Source organism: Spirosoma daeguense, from assembly GCF_054776875.1.
On record NZ_BAAHBF010000001.1, the window covers coordinates 687,650 to 703,416 of the forward strand.

15 protein-coding genes are annotated in these 15,767 nt (G+C 45.8%); 2 read left to right on the forward strand and 13 right to left on the reverse strand.

Annotation, left to right across the window (positions count from 1 at the left end; all coding sequences use genetic code 11):
• Positions 1 to 14 precede the first annotated feature (14 nt).
• The 8 genes from ACYVD4_RS02540 to ACYVD4_RS02575 form a co-directional block, all read right to left on the reverse strand.
• On the reverse strand, positions 15 to 248 hold the full coding sequence (locus ACYVD4_RS02540; RefSeq protein ID WP_460942071.1) for a DUF4834 domain-containing protein: 234 nt from the start codon (positions 246 to 248) through the stop codon (positions 15 to 17).
• A 123-nt stretch (positions 249 to 371) separates the two neighbouring features.
• Positions 372 to 1,910: a M28 family peptidase gene (locus tag ACYVD4_RS02545; RefSeq protein WP_460942073.1), complete on the reverse strand. Its 1,539-nt coding sequence runs from the start codon at positions 1,908 to 1,910 to the stop codon at positions 372 to 374.
• Positions 1,911 to 2,012: 102 nt separating this feature from the next.
• On the reverse strand, positions 2,013 to 2,915 hold the full coding sequence (locus tag ACYVD4_RS02550) for a LysR family transcriptional regulator (protein ID WP_460942075.1): 903 nt from the start codon (positions 2,913 to 2,915) through the stop codon (positions 2,013 to 2,015).
• Positions 2,916 to 2,917: 2 nt separating this feature from the next.
• Complete coding sequence (locus ACYVD4_RS02555; RefSeq protein ID WP_460942077.1) at positions 2,918 to 3,559, reverse strand: DUF3226 domain-containing protein; 642 nt, start codon at positions 3,557 to 3,559, stop codon at positions 2,918 to 2,920.
• 3 nt (positions 3,560 to 3,562) lie between these two features.
• The gene (locus ACYVD4_RS02560; RefSeq protein ID WP_460942079.1) at positions 3,563 to 4,690 is read right to left on the reverse strand and encodes an AAA family ATPase; all 1,128 of its coding nucleotides are present in this window, start codon (positions 4,688 to 4,690) and stop codon (positions 3,563 to 3,565) included.
• A 114-nt stretch (positions 4,691 to 4,804) separates the two neighbouring features.
• Positions 4,805 to 8,464: an ABC transporter permease/M1 family aminopeptidase gene (locus ACYVD4_RS02565; RefSeq protein ID WP_460942081.1), complete on the reverse strand. Its 3,660-nt coding sequence runs from the start codon at positions 8,462 to 8,464 to the stop codon at positions 4,805 to 4,807.
• 12 nt (positions 8,465 to 8,476) lie between these two features.
• On the reverse strand, positions 8,477 to 9,376 hold the full coding sequence (locus tag ACYVD4_RS02570) for an ABC transporter ATP-binding protein (protein WP_460942083.1): 900 nt from the start codon (positions 9,374 to 9,376) through the stop codon (positions 8,477 to 8,479).
• A gap of 180 nt (positions 9,377 to 9,556) precedes the next feature.
• Positions 9,557 to 10,069 carry a DUF2480 family protein gene (locus ACYVD4_RS02575; RefSeq protein WP_460942085.1) on the reverse strand — a complete coding sequence of 171 codons (513 nt, stop codon included), beginning with the start codon at positions 10,067 to 10,069 and terminating at the stop codon, positions 9,557 to 9,559.
• 201 nt (positions 10,070 to 10,270) lie between these two features.
• On the opposite strand from ACYVD4_RS02575, the gene dnaN reads away from it, so the two are divergent.
• Both dnaN and ACYVD4_RS02585 read left to right on the forward strand, forming a co-directional pair.
• Positions 10,271 to 11,392, forward strand: coding sequence for a DNA polymerase III subunit beta (gene dnaN, locus ACYVD4_RS02580; RefSeq protein ID WP_460942087.1), 1,122 nt, complete (start codon positions 10,271 to 10,273; stop codon positions 11,390 to 11,392).
• Positions 11,393 to 11,489: 97 nt separating this feature from the next.
• Complete coding sequence (locus tag ACYVD4_RS02585; RefSeq protein ID WP_460942089.1) at positions 11,490 to 12,773, forward strand: TCR/Tet family MFS transporter; 1,284 nt, start codon at positions 11,490 to 11,492, stop codon at positions 12,771 to 12,773.
• Here the strand turns inward: ACYVD4_RS02585 and ACYVD4_RS02590 are convergent.
• From ACYVD4_RS02590 to ACYVD4_RS02610, 5 genes are all read right to left on the reverse strand, one after another.
• Positions 12,711 to 13,016: a hypothetical protein gene (locus ACYVD4_RS02590; RefSeq protein WP_460942091.1), complete on the reverse strand. Its 306-nt coding sequence runs from the start codon at positions 13,014 to 13,016 to the stop codon at positions 12,711 to 12,713. The genes ACYVD4_RS02585 and ACYVD4_RS02590 overlap by 63 nt on opposite strands.
• Positions 13,016 to 13,687, reverse strand: a complete 672-nt coding sequence (locus ACYVD4_RS02595; protein WP_460942093.1) for a hypothetical protein — start codon at positions 13,685 to 13,687, stop codon at positions 13,016 to 13,018. Before ACYVD4_RS02595 ends, ACYVD4_RS02590 begins: the two co-directional genes overlap by 1 nt.
• A gap of 35 nt (positions 13,688 to 13,722) precedes the next feature.
• On the reverse strand, positions 13,723 to 13,899 hold the full coding sequence (locus tag ACYVD4_RS02600) for a hypothetical protein (protein WP_460942095.1): 177 nt from the start codon (positions 13,897 to 13,899) through the stop codon (positions 13,723 to 13,725).
• A 40-nt stretch (positions 13,900 to 13,939) separates the two neighbouring features.
• Complete coding sequence (locus tag ACYVD4_RS02605) at positions 13,940 to 15,022, reverse strand: MFS transporter (RefSeq protein WP_460942097.1); 1,083 nt, start codon at positions 15,020 to 15,022, stop codon at positions 13,940 to 13,942.
• A 187-nt stretch (positions 15,023 to 15,209) separates the two neighbouring features.
• On the reverse strand, positions 15,210 to 15,767 hold the full coding sequence (locus ACYVD4_RS02610) for a YceI family protein (protein ID WP_460942099.1): 558 nt from the start codon (positions 15,765 to 15,767) through the stop codon (positions 15,210 to 15,212).

Here is a 15,767-nt window from a genome sequence, read left to right on the forward strand (position 1 = left end):
TAGCTCAGAAAAATCTATTTGACTTCCTCATAATCAACATACTCACCACCCTTATAGCGTGTATTGCCACCATTTTGCGGGCGATTATCTACCCGAATTTCGCCTTCCCGACTCCCTGAACGAACGTCGCCGTTACGTTTTTGATCTTTTACCAATTGCCGACCAACCAGCATGTAAAACACAAATCGACGCACGGGTGGTACAAACAAAATAATCAGCGTGATGATAAACAGATATTTGAGTAGCATATCAAAGTATTGTTGATAGTCAGTAAACGCCGGAGAAACCGATTTAGTTTGCCGACACGTTCAGACGGTTTGTATTGCGGTTGATCGGTTGTCTATTTTGATAAAAGCACGATTCAAGAAACTTTACTGCTGTCCGTATAGAGCTTTTCCAGCCGCTTCGTATTTATCGCCAGCCGACCACTGTGGGCGAGTAGCCCGATTGGCGACTAGACGGGCCGTGTGCGCATAAGCCTGGCAGAATCGCCGTACATAGCTGAAATTCAACGTTTCAGGATTATCAGCGGCCTGATGGTAGTATTTAGCGATTTCAGCATCGAACGTTTTGAAGCCCGGTGCAAAATCTGGTGCCGGAATACCTTTAGCCGCAAAGTTGACATTATCGGACCGGTCGAACAGGCCTTGTTCGGGCGCAGGGTCGGCCAATACACTTAGGCCAAATGCTTTGGCTCCCGCTTCAATTTCGGCTCTGGCACCCGTACGATCCAAGCCAATAACCGATATAAGCGTTGTATCGCTATAGCCAGCCCCATCGGTATTGAGGTCAAAAATGGTTTGCTTTAATGGAATCAACGGATGTTCGGCATAATAACGACTGCCCAGCAGACCCACTTCCTCACCCGTCAGCGCCAGAACCAGCACCGAACGTTTCGGTTTCTGAATCGATAGAACTTTAGCGGCTTCCAGCACGGCTACCGTACCGATTGCATTGTCGCGTGCACCATTAAAAATACTGTCGGAAGGCTGATATGCGCTACCACCCTGCTTGCCAACGCCTACGTGGTCGAAATGGGCCGAAAGCACTACGTATTCATCTTTCAGTTTTGGGTCAGTACCTTCAATAATACCCGCTACGTTGGCCGACGTTATCGACGTAGTGGGTCGGCCTGAGGTACGTAACGTAATGGTTTGGCCAGCTTCTTTTAATTGCTTGTACTGGTTGTTGGCATTGTTGAGCCAGAGATGCGTAACAGGTTTGTTACGTCCGTTTCCCGGCACCAGCGACACCTGTTCGCGGGTAAAATACTGATTCACCAGTCCCCAAGGAATTGATTCGCTGTAAAGTTCGATCAGTGCAGCCGCGCCTTTTTCGGTAGCCAGTTTACGTTTTTCTGCCGATGCCCGAAAAATTTCGCCCGGCCCTTTTGCTTCCGGCGAACCGCCCTGCGCAATAACGATACGTCCTTTCACATCACGCCCATTGTAGCCGTCTTCGGCATCGTTCAGGCCATAACCAACGTAAATAACTTCGCCCGATACGTCGGTGGGAGCACCCGCCATTACGACCAGTTCTTTGCCTAATTTCAACGTGTCTTTACCAACCAACAACGTAGCAGCCGTAGCCGCTTTCACTTTCTCTAGTGCTACGTATTGAAAGTAATCGGTTTTCCCGTCGGTTGTAACGGCCGGTTTCAAGCCAAGCAGTCGAAATTGTTCAGCGATATAACGAGCGGCAGTCCAGTTGCCGGGCTCACCCGTTCGGCGGCCCTGCAATTCGTCGGAAGCTAAAAAACGGATATGACTTTCTACTTCAATCTGGGGAATCGAAAATTCGGGGAGTTGAACGGTGGGTTTATTGGATTTGGCTGGGCGGTTTTGTGCCTGAACCGATAAAGAGGTTAGTGCTAAACCAACCCATAACGTAATGACAGCAGACGTTTGCATGATGATTTGATTTCTGAACGATAAAAATACGAAAAACGAAGCGGCTAACCGCAATCTGACTACGGGTGCACGAGGTAGCGTGTGGGGTATCAACTCTCCGGCCTACGCCCCCTGCTGTTTATAATGTTGTCGGGCGAAGCGCATGAACGTATCAGCTAATCCTTCGCGAACACCCTGTAACTGAATCGAATAAAAATCTCGCTCTATAGTTAGTCCCTGCACATCGAGTATTTTCAGACTGCCCGCCTGTAGTTCATGTTGTACGGCAAAAACCGACACAAACGCCATACAGCGCGAGCTGCTCAGATATGATTTAATACTTTCCGTACTACCCAACTGCATTTCGATAGTAAGTTCAGTAAGTCGAAGACCTACACCACGTAGCGCGTGTTCAACGACTTCCAGCGAACCCGACCCTCGTTCACGGAGCACGATTGGAACGGTTTTTAATTCATCCAGCGTAATCTCATCCCGCCCAGCGAGTGGATGATCGGCGCGGCAGATGAGTACCAATTCATCTTTCACAAACGACGTATACCGGATATCGCTGTGATGTGTTCGGCCTTCAACCAATCCTAAATCAATATCATTGTTTAGCAATTGCTGTTCAATCTGTTCGGTATTACCACTCAGTAACGAAATCGATACGTCGGCCGACTGCTCATGAAACCGCGCCAAAACGGGTGGAATCACGTACTGCGCTACGGTTGAACTCGCCCCCACCCGCAACGCACCACGCGACTCCCCTTTAAGCGCATTCATATCGAACTCAAGCTGGCGATACGTCCCCATTATGGTTTCGGCGTGACGTAGCAACGTATTACCAGCCACTGTTAGACTAATCTGGTTACCCCGACGATCAAAAAGTGCAGTACCAAAATGATGCTCCAGTTCCTGAATGTGTTTCGTTACGGCAGGTTGTGTTACAAACAGTTCGGCAGCCGCTTTCGTAAAGCTCAGTCGTTTGGCAACGGTATAAAAAACATTCAGGCGGAAATCGAGCATGGTTATTGAGGATTGAACAATAAAGTCAACCAGTTCACGAAACGTTGGCAGAGTTCGGAATCTGTTGTTAAAACTCTTTTGGAAACGGCAACGCCAAATGAAATTTCAGGTTTTTCCTGCCAAGCCAACCAAGTTCGAATAAAAGCTTTAGGGCGGTGAACATCCGTAAATAACTGTAATTCTTGTGCTTTCAGAGAGTTGAGAGCAAAATCAACTTCAGGTTGCAGTTTATCATGTTCATGAATTAACTGTCGAATAAAGCTCTCAATAATACCTTCTTCGTGATTATCAGGCATAATCCACAGGCCAAAGCGTGGCAAAACATCATTCGCAGGTATAATTAAACCATTTGGGAAGCTATCAGGGAGATTTTCATAACCTGCCTCCGTTAAAATCTGACGAATCCGTTGCCAACGGCCAGCCATATGGATATCCGCATCGACAACAACACCAAGGATGTTCTCTGGCACGATCGCTCTAATCGTTATCGGTAAGCTTTTTAATAACGCGGTAATGCCTTCTTCAGCCTCTTTTTTGAATGGTTCGATTGCAAGTTTCGGGACAGCATCTGGATTTTGCTTAATTACTTCTTCAATAAAATATCTATCGAACTTACCTTCAACCAATAAAAGTTTGTCTGGCATAAATTAGCGTAAATCGAGATAGTCAGTTTCCATAGCAATTTCAACATCCTGTGCGTTAAAAAGAACTGCCGAAATTTCCCCTTTACTATTTCTAAGTTGAATTAATTGAGCATCGCTGTACTCACCATTAGCATTTGCGACTTCACCAAAAGCTTTGATTGTATCATTACTATGCGTCGTAGCAAAAACCTGAATATTAAGCTTCCCAGCTAAGAAAAAAATAACCTCCCAAAGTTTCTCCTGCACAGAATAATGTAATCCATTTTCAAATTCATCAATGAGAAGGTAACTTTTTTCGCAATTTACCATAGACAAAATGATCGAAAATATTCGACTAACTCCGTCACCCATACTTGAAAGATTTCTTATCTTATTACCAGCAAGTCTAATTATTAGGCGATTTTCTTCTATAAGGCTAAAACGCTCAATTTTAGGTTCAATAATTTTTAGTGCATCAACAATTATTTCTTCGTTATCAGTTAAAGCTATTTTTCCATATAAATAGTCAATAGGTTGCTGAGTTTGATTTCTTGAATCGATATACTGAAATAACTCAGGCTCACCATCAGCTCGACGAAGCGCTTCTTTAAATACAGAATCTCCAGCCAGAGAAACTCTAGTTAAAATAGAGTGATTTCTGTCAAAAACTAGTTCGTACCTGAATTCTCTTGGTCCAATATCCTCCTCCTTCTCTGCAATAATGTATTCAATTATTTCTCGCCCAGATTCGTCTTTTCTTAATATTTGATAAGATTGGCGTATCCCAATAAATAATGACCTCAGAGATTCTTTACTATTTTCGCCTACATAAATATCTGATTTCTGATAATTAGAAGAAAAATAGCTAGGCGTGTAATCTGTAAACAAGGAACTTATAGCTGTGAGTGCATTAGTTCCGTCTGATTTCACACTATCTCTCAGAGAATTTATCGACGTAAATTCTCCTCGGCGTTGCAACAGAGATTTTATGGTTACTCCTTCACTAAATGTAGAAGCATAAATAGCCATTGCCTCCAACACTGACGTTTTTCCCGTATTATTCTTTCCTACCAGCAAATTCACTCTACCTAACTTTTCAATAGTCAGGTAACGCAGATTTCGGTAGTTGCGGATTTCGAGCGAACGTAGCATTTATTTTTCGCAGAGTTTTTGTTCAAAATACGTAGTAATATTACTATTACACAAACCGCCCGCTACCGGTTTCCAGTAACGAGCGGTTTTACTATGTAGACGTATAGGCTCTGTTTACGGCATATCGACGTTTACTATGTTATCATCAGAAACGCGGTCAATTAGTTTGTTATAGGGGTCGATGCCCGCTTTTACGGGTTTGCCTTTTACGGTTACTTCTATTACGTGTTCGCCGGGAGTTAGACTGCGTTTCTGCATAAACAACGGCACTTTAAGGGTTAGCCGGTCTTTATTTTTAGTATCGTCGGTCAATACCGCAATATCGACAATAACGGGGGTTTTACCTTTCGAAATCTCCTTTCCAGCCTTGTCGTAATATTCCGTAGCCGACCGAACGTAAAGCTTCACCTTGTACTGACCATTGCCCACCGACTTGGCTTCGGCTTTGGTGATGCGGTTGTCGTAGAGCGTTAGTTTCTCAAAATTATCCGCCAGCCAGCCTTTCAACGAATCGGGCGTTGCCGCTTTCAGAAAACCGTACCATTCGAGCGACGTAGTGAAAGGGGCATTCTGTCGGAAACGAGCGGCTTTCATGTAGTCCTTCATGGCCTGATTCACCCGGTCTTCGCCAATGTAATCCTGCAATGCATACATCAGCATCGATCCTTTCTGATACCAGACATACGAGCGGGTGTCATTATCAATCATTGTCGCTTCAAATTTATCTTCGAAGGCCCGCCCGCCTAAATATCTGTCAAGACTGTATTTCAAGAACTTAGGCATGGCGTCTACACTATATCGCTGCTTCATTACCATAAGCGCCGAATACTCAGCCATTGTCTCCGAAATCTGATTGGCTCCGCGCGTCCGGCTTGGCATAATCTGATGCCCCCACCACTGGTGCGCTACTTCGTGCGCTGTTACGTAGTACGCATAATCGGTTTTGTTCGGATCACGGAAATCACCGATCCAACCGAAATCTTCCGAATAAGGTACCGTGGTCGGAAACGACTGAGCGAACGAAGCGTAACGCGGAAACTCCAGCACACGTAGCACCGGGTACGGATAGGGCGCATAATTTTTGGTGTAATAACTCAGCGACGCTTTCATGCTCGCCAGAAAGCGATCAGTATTACGGTCGTGGCCGGGGTGATGATACACTTCCAGCGCCACCTTTTGCCCATTCGGGCCAGTCCATGTATCTCGTTTGACGCCATACTTTGCCGAACACATGCTAAAAAAGTAATCGGAGAAACCGGGCAGTTTGTATTGAAAGTATTTACGCGGTTTACCATCGGTTCCGGTACCTGTCCAGGTTTTCAGAAGCTGTCCGGGCATAATGGCCGTCTGGTCGGGAGTGGTCGAAATAGTACCTTCGAACGTAACCCAGTCGGCATCGTCGGTGAAGAGAAAATCGCGCAGACCGTTTTTGTCATCCTGTTTCGGCAACGACCATTCCTTAATCGGCAAACCGTATTTTTTACGGTATTTGTCGCTGCTAAGCTCGGCTTCAGAATTATAGCCAAAGCTGGGAAAAATACCGATGTTAAAAAACGTCCCATTCGATACTATGCCCCGACCATCGCCAGCATTCGAGAAGCCAACGTATTGCCCTATCACGTCTATTTCCATCCGCGCGGAGTCGCCGGGGCTTAAGGTTTTAGGTAATCGGTAAATGTAGTAACCGTACTTTGTGTCGTTCAGAACGAGTTTTGGCGACGTACCGTTGATCAGGAACTTCCTTAATTGCCGATGGAAATCGTCGGTTGGCAGACTTAGATGCAACGAATCGATTGATTTATCTCCTTTATTGACAATCATGAACGTACCATTGGCCTGTGCTTTAAACTCGTCCGGAAAAACGTCGACGTTCAGTTTCGCGCTTGTGATTTTAGGCTGGAGAATATTGGCGTATTTACGGTAAGTTTTCTCATAATCGGCCTGTAGTTCGCGCTGTTCGTCGGCCGAATAATAGCGATTTTTTACGCTTACGTTCGTATAAATCCACGCGCCCATACTCACAAACGCAACCAGCAACAATGCGAATAGTACCATTGACCCCCGACTGATACGTTGCTGAGCCAGTTGCCAACGCGCTTTGAAACCCGTATCGGCACCCCGATTCCAGAACCAAAGTGCCAGCAGCAATAAAATTCCGCCAAACGCATACCAGTAAAGCCGGAACGACGCCAGTGAAGCCAGATAATGCCCAAACCCGTTCATATCGGAAATCTGAACGCTACCGCCCGAAAATGGAATAGCCAGCCGGTAATTGAACTCGGCAAACTGCGGAATTGCCCAAATAACAATGTACACCGCCAACGTAACAATATGCCCCACAAACTTCTGATTCACCATCGTATGCACGAAAAACGACAGCATCACCAACTGAAAATATTGGGTAAACGCAATACCGTAAACGTCGCGTAAGTACAGCGAAAATTCGTAGTTGAAATACCCTTTTACGGTCTGGTTCAGCACTCCCGATACGATGATAAGCGTGCAAATCAAGAGACAGATATAAATCATCGACAGCAACTTAGCGCCGTAATTCATCCAATCTGGCACGGGCAGAGCGTCGGCAATGGTATCGTAATGAACAGTTTTGTCGCGGTGAACGACTTCGCCAGTATAGAAAATAATGACGATCAATACGAATAAAAAGAAGGTACCGTTACGTGCCTCCAGCATGGCGTAGGTGGTTGGCAACGAAGGTGTTCCATAAATCTGTGCACCAAACCAGCCATCCAGAAACAGAAACAGAACAGCGCCAAGCAAAATGGCAATGAAATACGGATCGCGAACGATATTCCCAAACTCCAGCCGCGCCTGACGAAACATTTGCCGGACATACGTACTGGTCTGAAACAAAGGCGTTGGTCTCGGCAAACTCGACAGTGCCGGAGCCTTTTCAACAACAGCTCCACCTTTGGCTTTTTTTCGTAACGAGCCGCCCAGCTTAATAGCCAGAAAGCGGGTAAAATTGAAACGTAGTACAGTCAGCAAGAACACAACTAAGCCAACGCCAAACCAGATGAGTCGGTTGGTAAGCAAATCACCTTCTAAAGTTGGCAACAACGTATTCTGCTCCACTGGCGACCAGTATTTGGTAGCGGCATCATAGGCGTAAGAGCCAAACGGATCAAGCAGATTGACAAGATGCTTATTCTCTAAATCCTGCGACAATGTTGTGCCGAGCAGATAGGCTATGAACAGCAGAATACTACCTGCATAGGTTGTAAATACCTGCCTCGAAAACGCGACCAGCGCAAAGAAAATACTGCCAACCAGAAACATGTTCGGTACCACAAACAGCAGAAACGGGTAAGCATAATCTTTAAATCGCAGCGGGCCGAATCGTTCTGAATTGTTAGCCAGATTGAAAACGGGCCCTAGCAACGAACCGATTACAATTCCCAGCATACCCACCGCCATCACACCCAGTAGTATGACAAACGAGCCCCAGTATCGGCCCAGAACGTAGCCTTTTTCGGTTATTGGAAAGCTGAAAAAGTAGTTTTTGGTATTGTGCTCGATATCGCGATAAATCGGCACGCCCATAATTGCCGATGCGATCAGCATCCCGAAAATGGTCAGTATAACTACAAACTGGCTGACTGCATACGGCGAGTTTACATTCGTTTTTTCCGACGCCGGGCCGTTTCCGTAGATGACAAATAGAAACGTAAACAGAAACAGAATCAGCGCGTACAGATACGTAGCAGGTCGTTTAAGACGATACGCAAGTTCGAACTTGAAAATTTCTCCAAACATGGCTATCGACAGTTACACAGTGGTTAATTCCATTTTCTCTGAAATCTTCGCGAAATACACATCCTCCAGATCAGGAGCTACTGGTTCAAAACCAGCCAAAGGTTCGTCGCTGTAGGCGTGCAGACGAGTTTTACCGGCTTTCAACTGGGTAGAAATGATGCGGTGTTTCTGGCGATACGTATCAATCTCTGATTTCTCGACAGATTTCTGCCAGATTTTTCCGTTCAGGTCTTTCACTAAATCATTCGGATTTCCGGTTGCCACTACGTCGCCCAGACAGATAATGGCCATGTCGGAACACAGATTCGTTACGTCCTCAACGATGTGTGTCGATAAAATCACGATAGTGTTTTCACCGATTTCGGAAAGCAGGTTATGAAAGCGGTTTCGCTCAGCCGGATCAAGGCCAGCCGTAGGTTCATCAACGATAATCAGTCGCGGATTTCCTAAAAGTGCCTGTGCAATGCCGAAGCGTTGTTTCATACCGCCCGAATACGTACCCAGATTTTTCTTACGCACCTCATATAGATTCACTTTCTGCAAAAGTCCCTGCACCAGTTCGTTACGTTCCCGGCTATTGGCAATTCCCTTAAGCGACGCAATATGATCGAGCATAGCTTCGGCCGTTACGCGCGGATATACGCCAAACTCCTGCGGCAGATATCCCAGAACCCGACGTAGCGCGTCTTTCTGGTTCAATACGTCCAGATCGCCATCGGGCAAACCCGTCAGGCGGACGCTTCCGCTATCGGCTTCCTGTAACGTAGCAATGGTGCGCATGAGTGACGATTTACCGGCACCATTTGGCCCAAGCAGGCCAAACATACCTTGTGGAATAGTGAGAGTAATGCCTTTTAAGGCCCGAACGCCGTTGGAATACGTTTTAGAAAGGTCTTTGATTTCGAGTTGCATATAGGGAGCAATAAACAATGGGATTGTAACGAAAAAAACAAATATGTTGAATGTCGCTGATATTAATCACTTCGCTTCTACAATTGGTTCTTTCCTCGTTTAAAAGGCATAAAAAAAGTGCTTCTACAGGCGTAGAAGCACGAATCCGTGATCATCACATGTATTACATTAACTAAACGTTTATCCTTTCGGGCGTTTGTAAAGCGGCACCGTACTACAGGGCTCACCAAAAAGCAGACTTTGCACAACCGGACGTAGTACGCGGGTCAGTTCAACGTAAGCCGCCGTCGGAACGGGCACTTTCGAGCAACCTTTCACCACCACCCGAACGTCGCGATAATTGTCGGGGTTGATCCGGGCGATGGCATCGAAATAAAGCTTCTCTTCCAGATCTGTTAACGTACCAAATACGATGCTATTGGCATAGGGCTGGAGCTGAAGTGTGAGCAACATATAAGCCCAGGTTGGTACGATGGCATCTTCGGTACAGGTGATCGCTACGTTCTTACCAGTGTATTGGCTCCAGTCATGTTCTTTCAGAAAAGCCCGAAAGTCTTTCTCTTTCAGAATCAGTCCCATATAGAGGTTATCCTTCAGATCATACACAACCCGATCACCAGCATGATAATACTCTTCCAGATCGAGGGTAATCAGGCCACTATTGGCTACACGATTGACAATTTCAGCTTCCATATTTAAAGAGCGAAAGATTGAATGAGTGAAAGTGCGAACAGCTAACGCAAGCTATTTTGCGCTCTTTCATTCATTCGCCCTTTCACTCTTTACAACTGCTATTTATGGCCGAAAGGTTCTCAAAGAACATACACAGGCTGTCGGCTTTTTTTGCTACTTTTGTCCCTATATTTCAAATACTAACGCCTTAGACACCTAGTCATGAAATTCATAGTTTCGTCGTCTGTTCTCCTTAAAAATCTTCAACATATCAACGGTGTCGTAGCGACAAATCCGATTGTACCGATTCTTGAAAATTTCCTATTTCGCATTGAGGATGGTACGCTGACCGTTACGGCCTCGGACCTGCAAACAACCATGACCACTCAGATTCCAGTTGAATCAAGTGAAAATGGAGCTGTTGCCATTCCCGCGAAACTTCTGCTCGATACACTACGTAGTTTGCCAGAACAACCCGTTTCGATAAACATTGATACGAATACGTTTGGTACCGAAATCCTGACGGATAATGGTCGTTTCAAGCTTTCTGGCGAAAACCCGATTGACTTTCCAAAACTGCCCACCGTCAATAAAAATATGTCGGTCGATATGACGTCGGACGTACTGTTGAGCGCGATTAATAATACCGTTTTCGCGACTAGTACCGACGATTTGCGTCCGGCTATGACGGGGGTGCTTCTGCAACTCACCAGCGACAATGCTACGTTCGTTGCAACCGATGGACACCGGCTTATCCGTTACCGACGTACTGATCTGGGCTCTTCGGCTAGTTCGTCGATTATTATTCCCCGGAAAGCCTTGCAGTTGTTGAAGGCATCACTTCCTGATAACGTCTCGGTTACGGCAGAATTCAGTCAGGCGAATGCCTCGTTTACGTTTGGGCCAACCCAACTGATCTGTCGCCTGATCGATGAGCGTTTCCCAGATTATGAAAACGCGATCCCGACCAACAATCCAAACGTAATGACGATTGGACGTAGCGATCTGCTTAATTCGTTGAAGCGGATCATGATTTACGCCAACCGCACTACGCACCAGATTCGTCTGTCGCTGAAAGCCAACTCGCTAACGATTTCGGCCGAAGATCTGGATTATTCCAACGAAGCTAACGAAAAGCTGCTTTGTGAGTACGATGGCGAGCCTATGGAAATTGGCTTTAACGGCAAGCTTCTATCAGAAGTATTGAGTAACCTCAGCGCTAAAATGATTTCACTGGAAATGTCGGCTCCAAACCGCGCTGGTCTGCTGATTCCGGCCGATAAAGAAGAAAACGAAGACATCCTGATGCTGGTAATGCCTGTGATGTTGAATACATACGCGTAATGATTTTGGAGTGAGGAGTGAGAAGTGAGAAGCGAGAATGCTACGCAAAAAAATGCGTCAGCCCTCCTCACTCCTCGCTCCTCACTCCTTTTTACTCATGAAAAAAAAACGTACTGCCCCGGCGCTTATCTTTATTTTCATTACGTTGCTCATCGACGTAACGGGGCTGGGAATTATTATTCCGGTTTTTCCGAAGCTTCTGGAGCAGCTTATCGACGGTAACATCAGTCAGGCAGCTAGCTGGGCAGCTTTATTAACACCCGCTTATGCGTTGATGCAATTCATCTTCGCTCCCGTTTTAGGCGGTTTGAGTGATCGCTACGGACGTCGGCCAGTGCTGTTGTTTTCGTTATTTGGTTTTGGGATCGACTATCTGTTTCAGGGCTTTGCGCCCACAATTGGCTGGCTATTTCTAGGCCGGATTCTTGCCGGGATAACCGGTGCCAGTTTCACCACGGCAACAGCCTATATTGCTGACATTAGCCCTCCAGAAAAACGTGCGCAAAACTTTGGTTTAGTTGGTGCTGCTTTTGGCGTAGGATTCATTCTGGGGCCAGCCATTGGCGGACTTTTGGGGCAATATGGTCCACGGGTACCGTTTTTTGTAGCGGCTGGCCTTACACTACTTAATTTCCTTTACGGCTTACTCATCCTACCCGAATCCCTTTCTCCTGACCATCGCCGTCCGTTCGATTGGAAACGCGCCAATCCGCTTGGGTCGTTGTTACGCTTGGGCAAATACCCCGTTATTCTGGGATTGGTGGCATCGCTGGTGCTGATTTATATTGCCGGATTCGCCGTGCAGGGTACGTGGACGTTCTATACCATCGAGAAATTTAAGTGGAATGAAACAACGGTAGGCTTTTCACTAGCTACCATTGGCGTAGCGTTTGCGTTGGTACAAGGCGGTTTGAGCCGCGTACTTATTCCAAAATTAGGACAGCAGCGGTCAGTGTATGTGGGTATGATGTTCAGCGCACTTGGGTTTCTGCTGTTCGGACTGGCGAATCAAAGCTGGATGATGTTTGCCTTTATGTTTATTTATGCACTAGGTGGCATTGCAGGGCCATCCATTCAGGGCATTATCTCCAATCAGGTTCCGGCTAACGAACAGGGCGAGTTACAGGGTGCTTTAACGAGCCTGAATAGTGTTACATCTATTGCTGGGCCATTCATTATGGGTAATTTGTTTGCCTACTTTACCTCGCCCAAAGCGCCGGTCTATTTACCGGGAGCCCCATTTTTTCTAGGCTCGGTGCTTATTATTATCAGTGGTCTTCTTGCCCGACGCGGGTTGAAGCGTAATCTGGTAGTTAGTTCAAATCAGCCCCAGCCAGCCGAGGCCGAAACTGATAGCATTGCAGGTAAAGCCGATCTCTAGACTATACGCCCAATTCGTTTTCCACAACGAGCGGACCCAAAAACTCTCGACCAGCACTACAATTCCTTCGAGTAAAAAAATGTTACCGCCAACGGTGCCCAGATAATATACCAGAAAAGGCCAGGTCGATGCGCTGATTAATACACCCAGAAAGAGGATATTAATAAGCGTATCTGTTTTTCGAAAGAACAGATACAACAACGGAATTTCAACTAGCCAGGTTTTTACGAGGTAAATCCACATCAACGTGTTCGGTTACGAATAAACAAGGTGCTCAAAAGTCCGATAATCGATAAACCACCAACAACTAGCCACTCTTCGCCCACAATCGAAGCTTTTGATGACGCTGCTCTGGGCTTCATAGTTGGAGCCGGACGTATATCTTGTTGTATATAGGGTCTTTTCTCGGTTGTGCCATCATCGTAGGTATATACTACGTTGTCGTAGGTAATCTGTAACGTAGTAGCCGACACTTTTTTAATGGTCAATACGTCCTCAATTGCCTTAACCGGGTCAGTTTTCGACCGCGTCGATACTGCTCTTATTTTCACATTTGACCGAATCATACTAGCATTTGACTCAAAATAATGCTGAAGTTTATTCCTGTCATTTCTGTCTCTTGCCTGCTGATACATCCTGAGGCTATCTTCGCAAAAGTGGTCTTTGGTAATGGCGCAAATAACGGGTCGGCTGAGGTGATAAAAATGGGCGCAATCACTAGGTTTGATAACTGAATAGTTAGGGGTCGGAAACGGATAGTAGACGATAAATACATACTCCGGGTACTGGTTTATGTTCGCCAGTCGAAAGCAGTAACTAACACTACGTTGACCATTCGGAATAACATCAGCCCATGCACAAGCCACTACGTTAGCCAGTATCAGACCCAGTAAAACGAATCGTTTGGTTTTCATAAGTGCAGCAGAAAAGTCGATTTCAGGAAGTTTACTTAACTGTTACGTTGCTTACGAAGTCGGCGAATAAGCAAGAGAATCGCTACAGCAACGACGCCGATAACCAGCACACTATCCAGCATTGGCAATCCCGTTGGCTGGCTGTTCACTACGTCGGCGAAGGCCGAGAAGCCGACACTAAAGAATAAAGCAACAAAAGCGTATTTTTTCATAGCACAAATAATTTTAAGAATTTAATCAACTCGAATTCAGTCACTTATTATGCACCAAGAGATCATTTTTAGTCAATAGAGATGCAGCATATAACCCCCAGGTTAATAGTCCTAAAAGAATCAATTGAGTAAATAAGGACAAGTAGGAATTAAGCGGCAAAAACGAGATAACTCCACCTAATGCAATGGCCAGTCCGAACGTAGCACCACTGACTGTTGCCGGTACGTTGGGAAAAATTCGTTGAAAAGCCACCACACTAATGGGCGTTAATGACTGAATCAGACCCGTTCCGAGAAGGAGCCAGAACAACCTACGATAACCCCAACTCAGCGAAGGAATCGCAATAGCCAGCGCAATCAGCGAATAAATTCGCCAGGAAATTCGATCTGTCAGCCAGCCACCAAGTAGTTTACCCGCCATAGCTGCCAGTGCTACGTATAGCAACCAGTCGTATTGTTCGGCATAAAGCAATTGAATGATATTCCAGACGGCCGAACGTAGTGCAATAGCCGTCAGAAGCAGAATCATTACGTAGTCGTGATGATCTAACTGTGGTTTTTCAGTAGAAGTAATTTGTACACGACCATTTGGAAAAGTAGCGTTACGTAGCAACAGCCCAATGAATAGTAACCCACTCATTAATAGATAACTGGCTTCTGACAACTGCATCGTTCCCGACCATCCACCGAGGGCAAGTCCTACCACACCAAATGCCGAAAATACACCAACAAAGCGAGTCTGTTGTGGAAAACTGAGCAACGTAACAGCACCTCCTGCTACGTGGAAAATCGCCGAGCTAACTCCAGCCAGCACAACAGCCGCCCATACGTAATGACATAGCAAAAGACCCAACGCCGTTACCATACCCAATACAGATAGTATCGACCATTGCTTATATTTACTAGTGCGATCAAGCCATATTCCCACAGGTAACTGCCCCCCAAACGCCAGCGCATTATACAGCAGAACTGCCATACCCAGTTGAAGCGAATCGGAAGAATGTGATAGACTACCAATCAAGTAACCAGCCGCAGCGTCGGAAAAGCCATGCCCGATTCCTAAGGTCAGTACCAGTAGCCGACCACTTCGTTTTGCGGTAGACGTAGTGCCTAAATAATCCATTGCTGTATATTGGTTTTTAGGAGAACGCAACAAAGGTCGGCTATGTATAACTATTTTAAAATCAAGGAAAACCTATATTTTACGAGCGAAATACCTATATAAAAACAAGCCCCGTACTGGTTTAGCACGGGGCAGAAATCGAACGTTTATGGAGTTTATTGCTTCAAGAAAAGCCTGGGCGTGATTCTTATAAAGTGAACACTAGATTAAACCGAAGCATCATGCCATCTTCAGTTTTCATCCCCATCAACGACGGACGTTCAATTTTATAATCGCTCATACTAACCGGAAATTCGCCGGTCAGAATCATTTTTCCGTTTTCATCTTTACGGTTTGCCTGTAACGTTACCGGCTTCGGAACGCCATGAAATGTTAGTGTACCTTTCGCGACCAGTTTATTATCCTCAGCTTTTACGTCTGAGCTGGAAAACGTTACGTTCGGATATTTGATACCATCGAGCACTTCCATCGCATGAGAATCGCGGTTGTTATTATCGCTATCGAACGACGAAACTTTCATCGAAACGGCTATGCTTTCTGGCTGTTTCGATTCATCGTTATAGATCATAGCACAGTTTACCTCTTTACTAATGCCTTCCCAACTATGAAGCGGGTGTTTGGCGGCATACGTAACAGTCGACTGTGCTTTATCGGCCATCACTTTTCGCTTTGCCATTGGCGCCGAAAAGGCATAGAAAACCAATGTGGTTACCAACAAGCCACTTACAATCAAATAGTTTTTCAT

Coding starts and splice junctions, on each gene's coding strand:
- ACYVD4_RS02540 (WP_460942071.1), bottom strand. CDS start 248: ATGCTACTCAAATATCTGTTTATCATCACGCTGATTATTTTGTTTGTA.
- ACYVD4_RS02545 (WP_460942073.1), bottom strand. CDS start 1,910: ATGCAAACGTCTGCTGTCATTACGTTATGGGTTGGTTTAGCACTAACC.
- ACYVD4_RS02550 (WP_460942075.1), bottom strand. CDS start 2,915: ATGCTCGATTTCCGCCTGAATGTTTTTTATACCGTTGCCAAACGACTG.
- ACYVD4_RS02555 (WP_460942077.1), bottom strand. CDS start 3,559: ATGCCAGACAAACTTTTATTGGTTGAAGGTAAGTTCGATAGATATTTT.
- ACYVD4_RS02560 (WP_460942079.1), bottom strand. CDS start 4,690: ATGCTACGTTCGCTCGAAATCCGCAACTACCGAAATCTGCGTTACCTG.
- ACYVD4_RS02565 (WP_460942081.1), bottom strand. CDS start 8,464: ATGTTTGGAGAAATTTTCAAGTTCGAACTTGCGTATCGTCTTAAACGA.
- ACYVD4_RS02570 (WP_460942083.1), bottom strand. CDS start 9,376: ATGCAACTCGAAATCAAAGACCTTTCTAAAACGTATTCCAACGGCGTT.
- ACYVD4_RS02575 (WP_460942085.1), bottom strand. CDS start 10,069: ATGGAAGCTGAAATTGTCAATCGTGTAGCCAATAGTGGCCTGATTACC.
- dnaN (WP_460942087.1), top strand. CDS start 10,271: ATGAAATTCATAGTTTCGTCGTCTGTTCTCCTTAAAAATCTTCAACAT.
- ACYVD4_RS02585 (WP_460942089.1), top strand. CDS start 11,490: ATGAAAAAAAAACGTACTGCCCCGGCGCTTATCTTTATTTTCATTACG.
- ACYVD4_RS02590 (WP_460942091.1), bottom strand. CDS start 13,016: ATGTGGATTTACCTCGTAAAAACCTGGCTAGTTGAAATTCCGTTGTTG.
- ACYVD4_RS02595 (WP_460942093.1), bottom strand. CDS start 13,687: ATGAAAACCAAACGATTCGTTTTACTGGGTCTGATACTGGCTAACGTA.
- ACYVD4_RS02600 (WP_460942095.1), bottom strand. CDS start 13,899: ATGAAAAAATACGCTTTTGTTGCTTTATTCTTTAGTGTCGGCTTCTCG.
- ACYVD4_RS02605 (WP_460942097.1), bottom strand. CDS start 15,022: ATGGATTATTTAGGCACTACGTCTACCGCAAAACGAAGTGGTCGGCTA.
- ACYVD4_RS02610 (WP_460942099.1), bottom strand. CDS start 15,767: ATGAAAAACTATTTGATTGTAAGTGGCTTGTTGGTAACCACATTGGTT.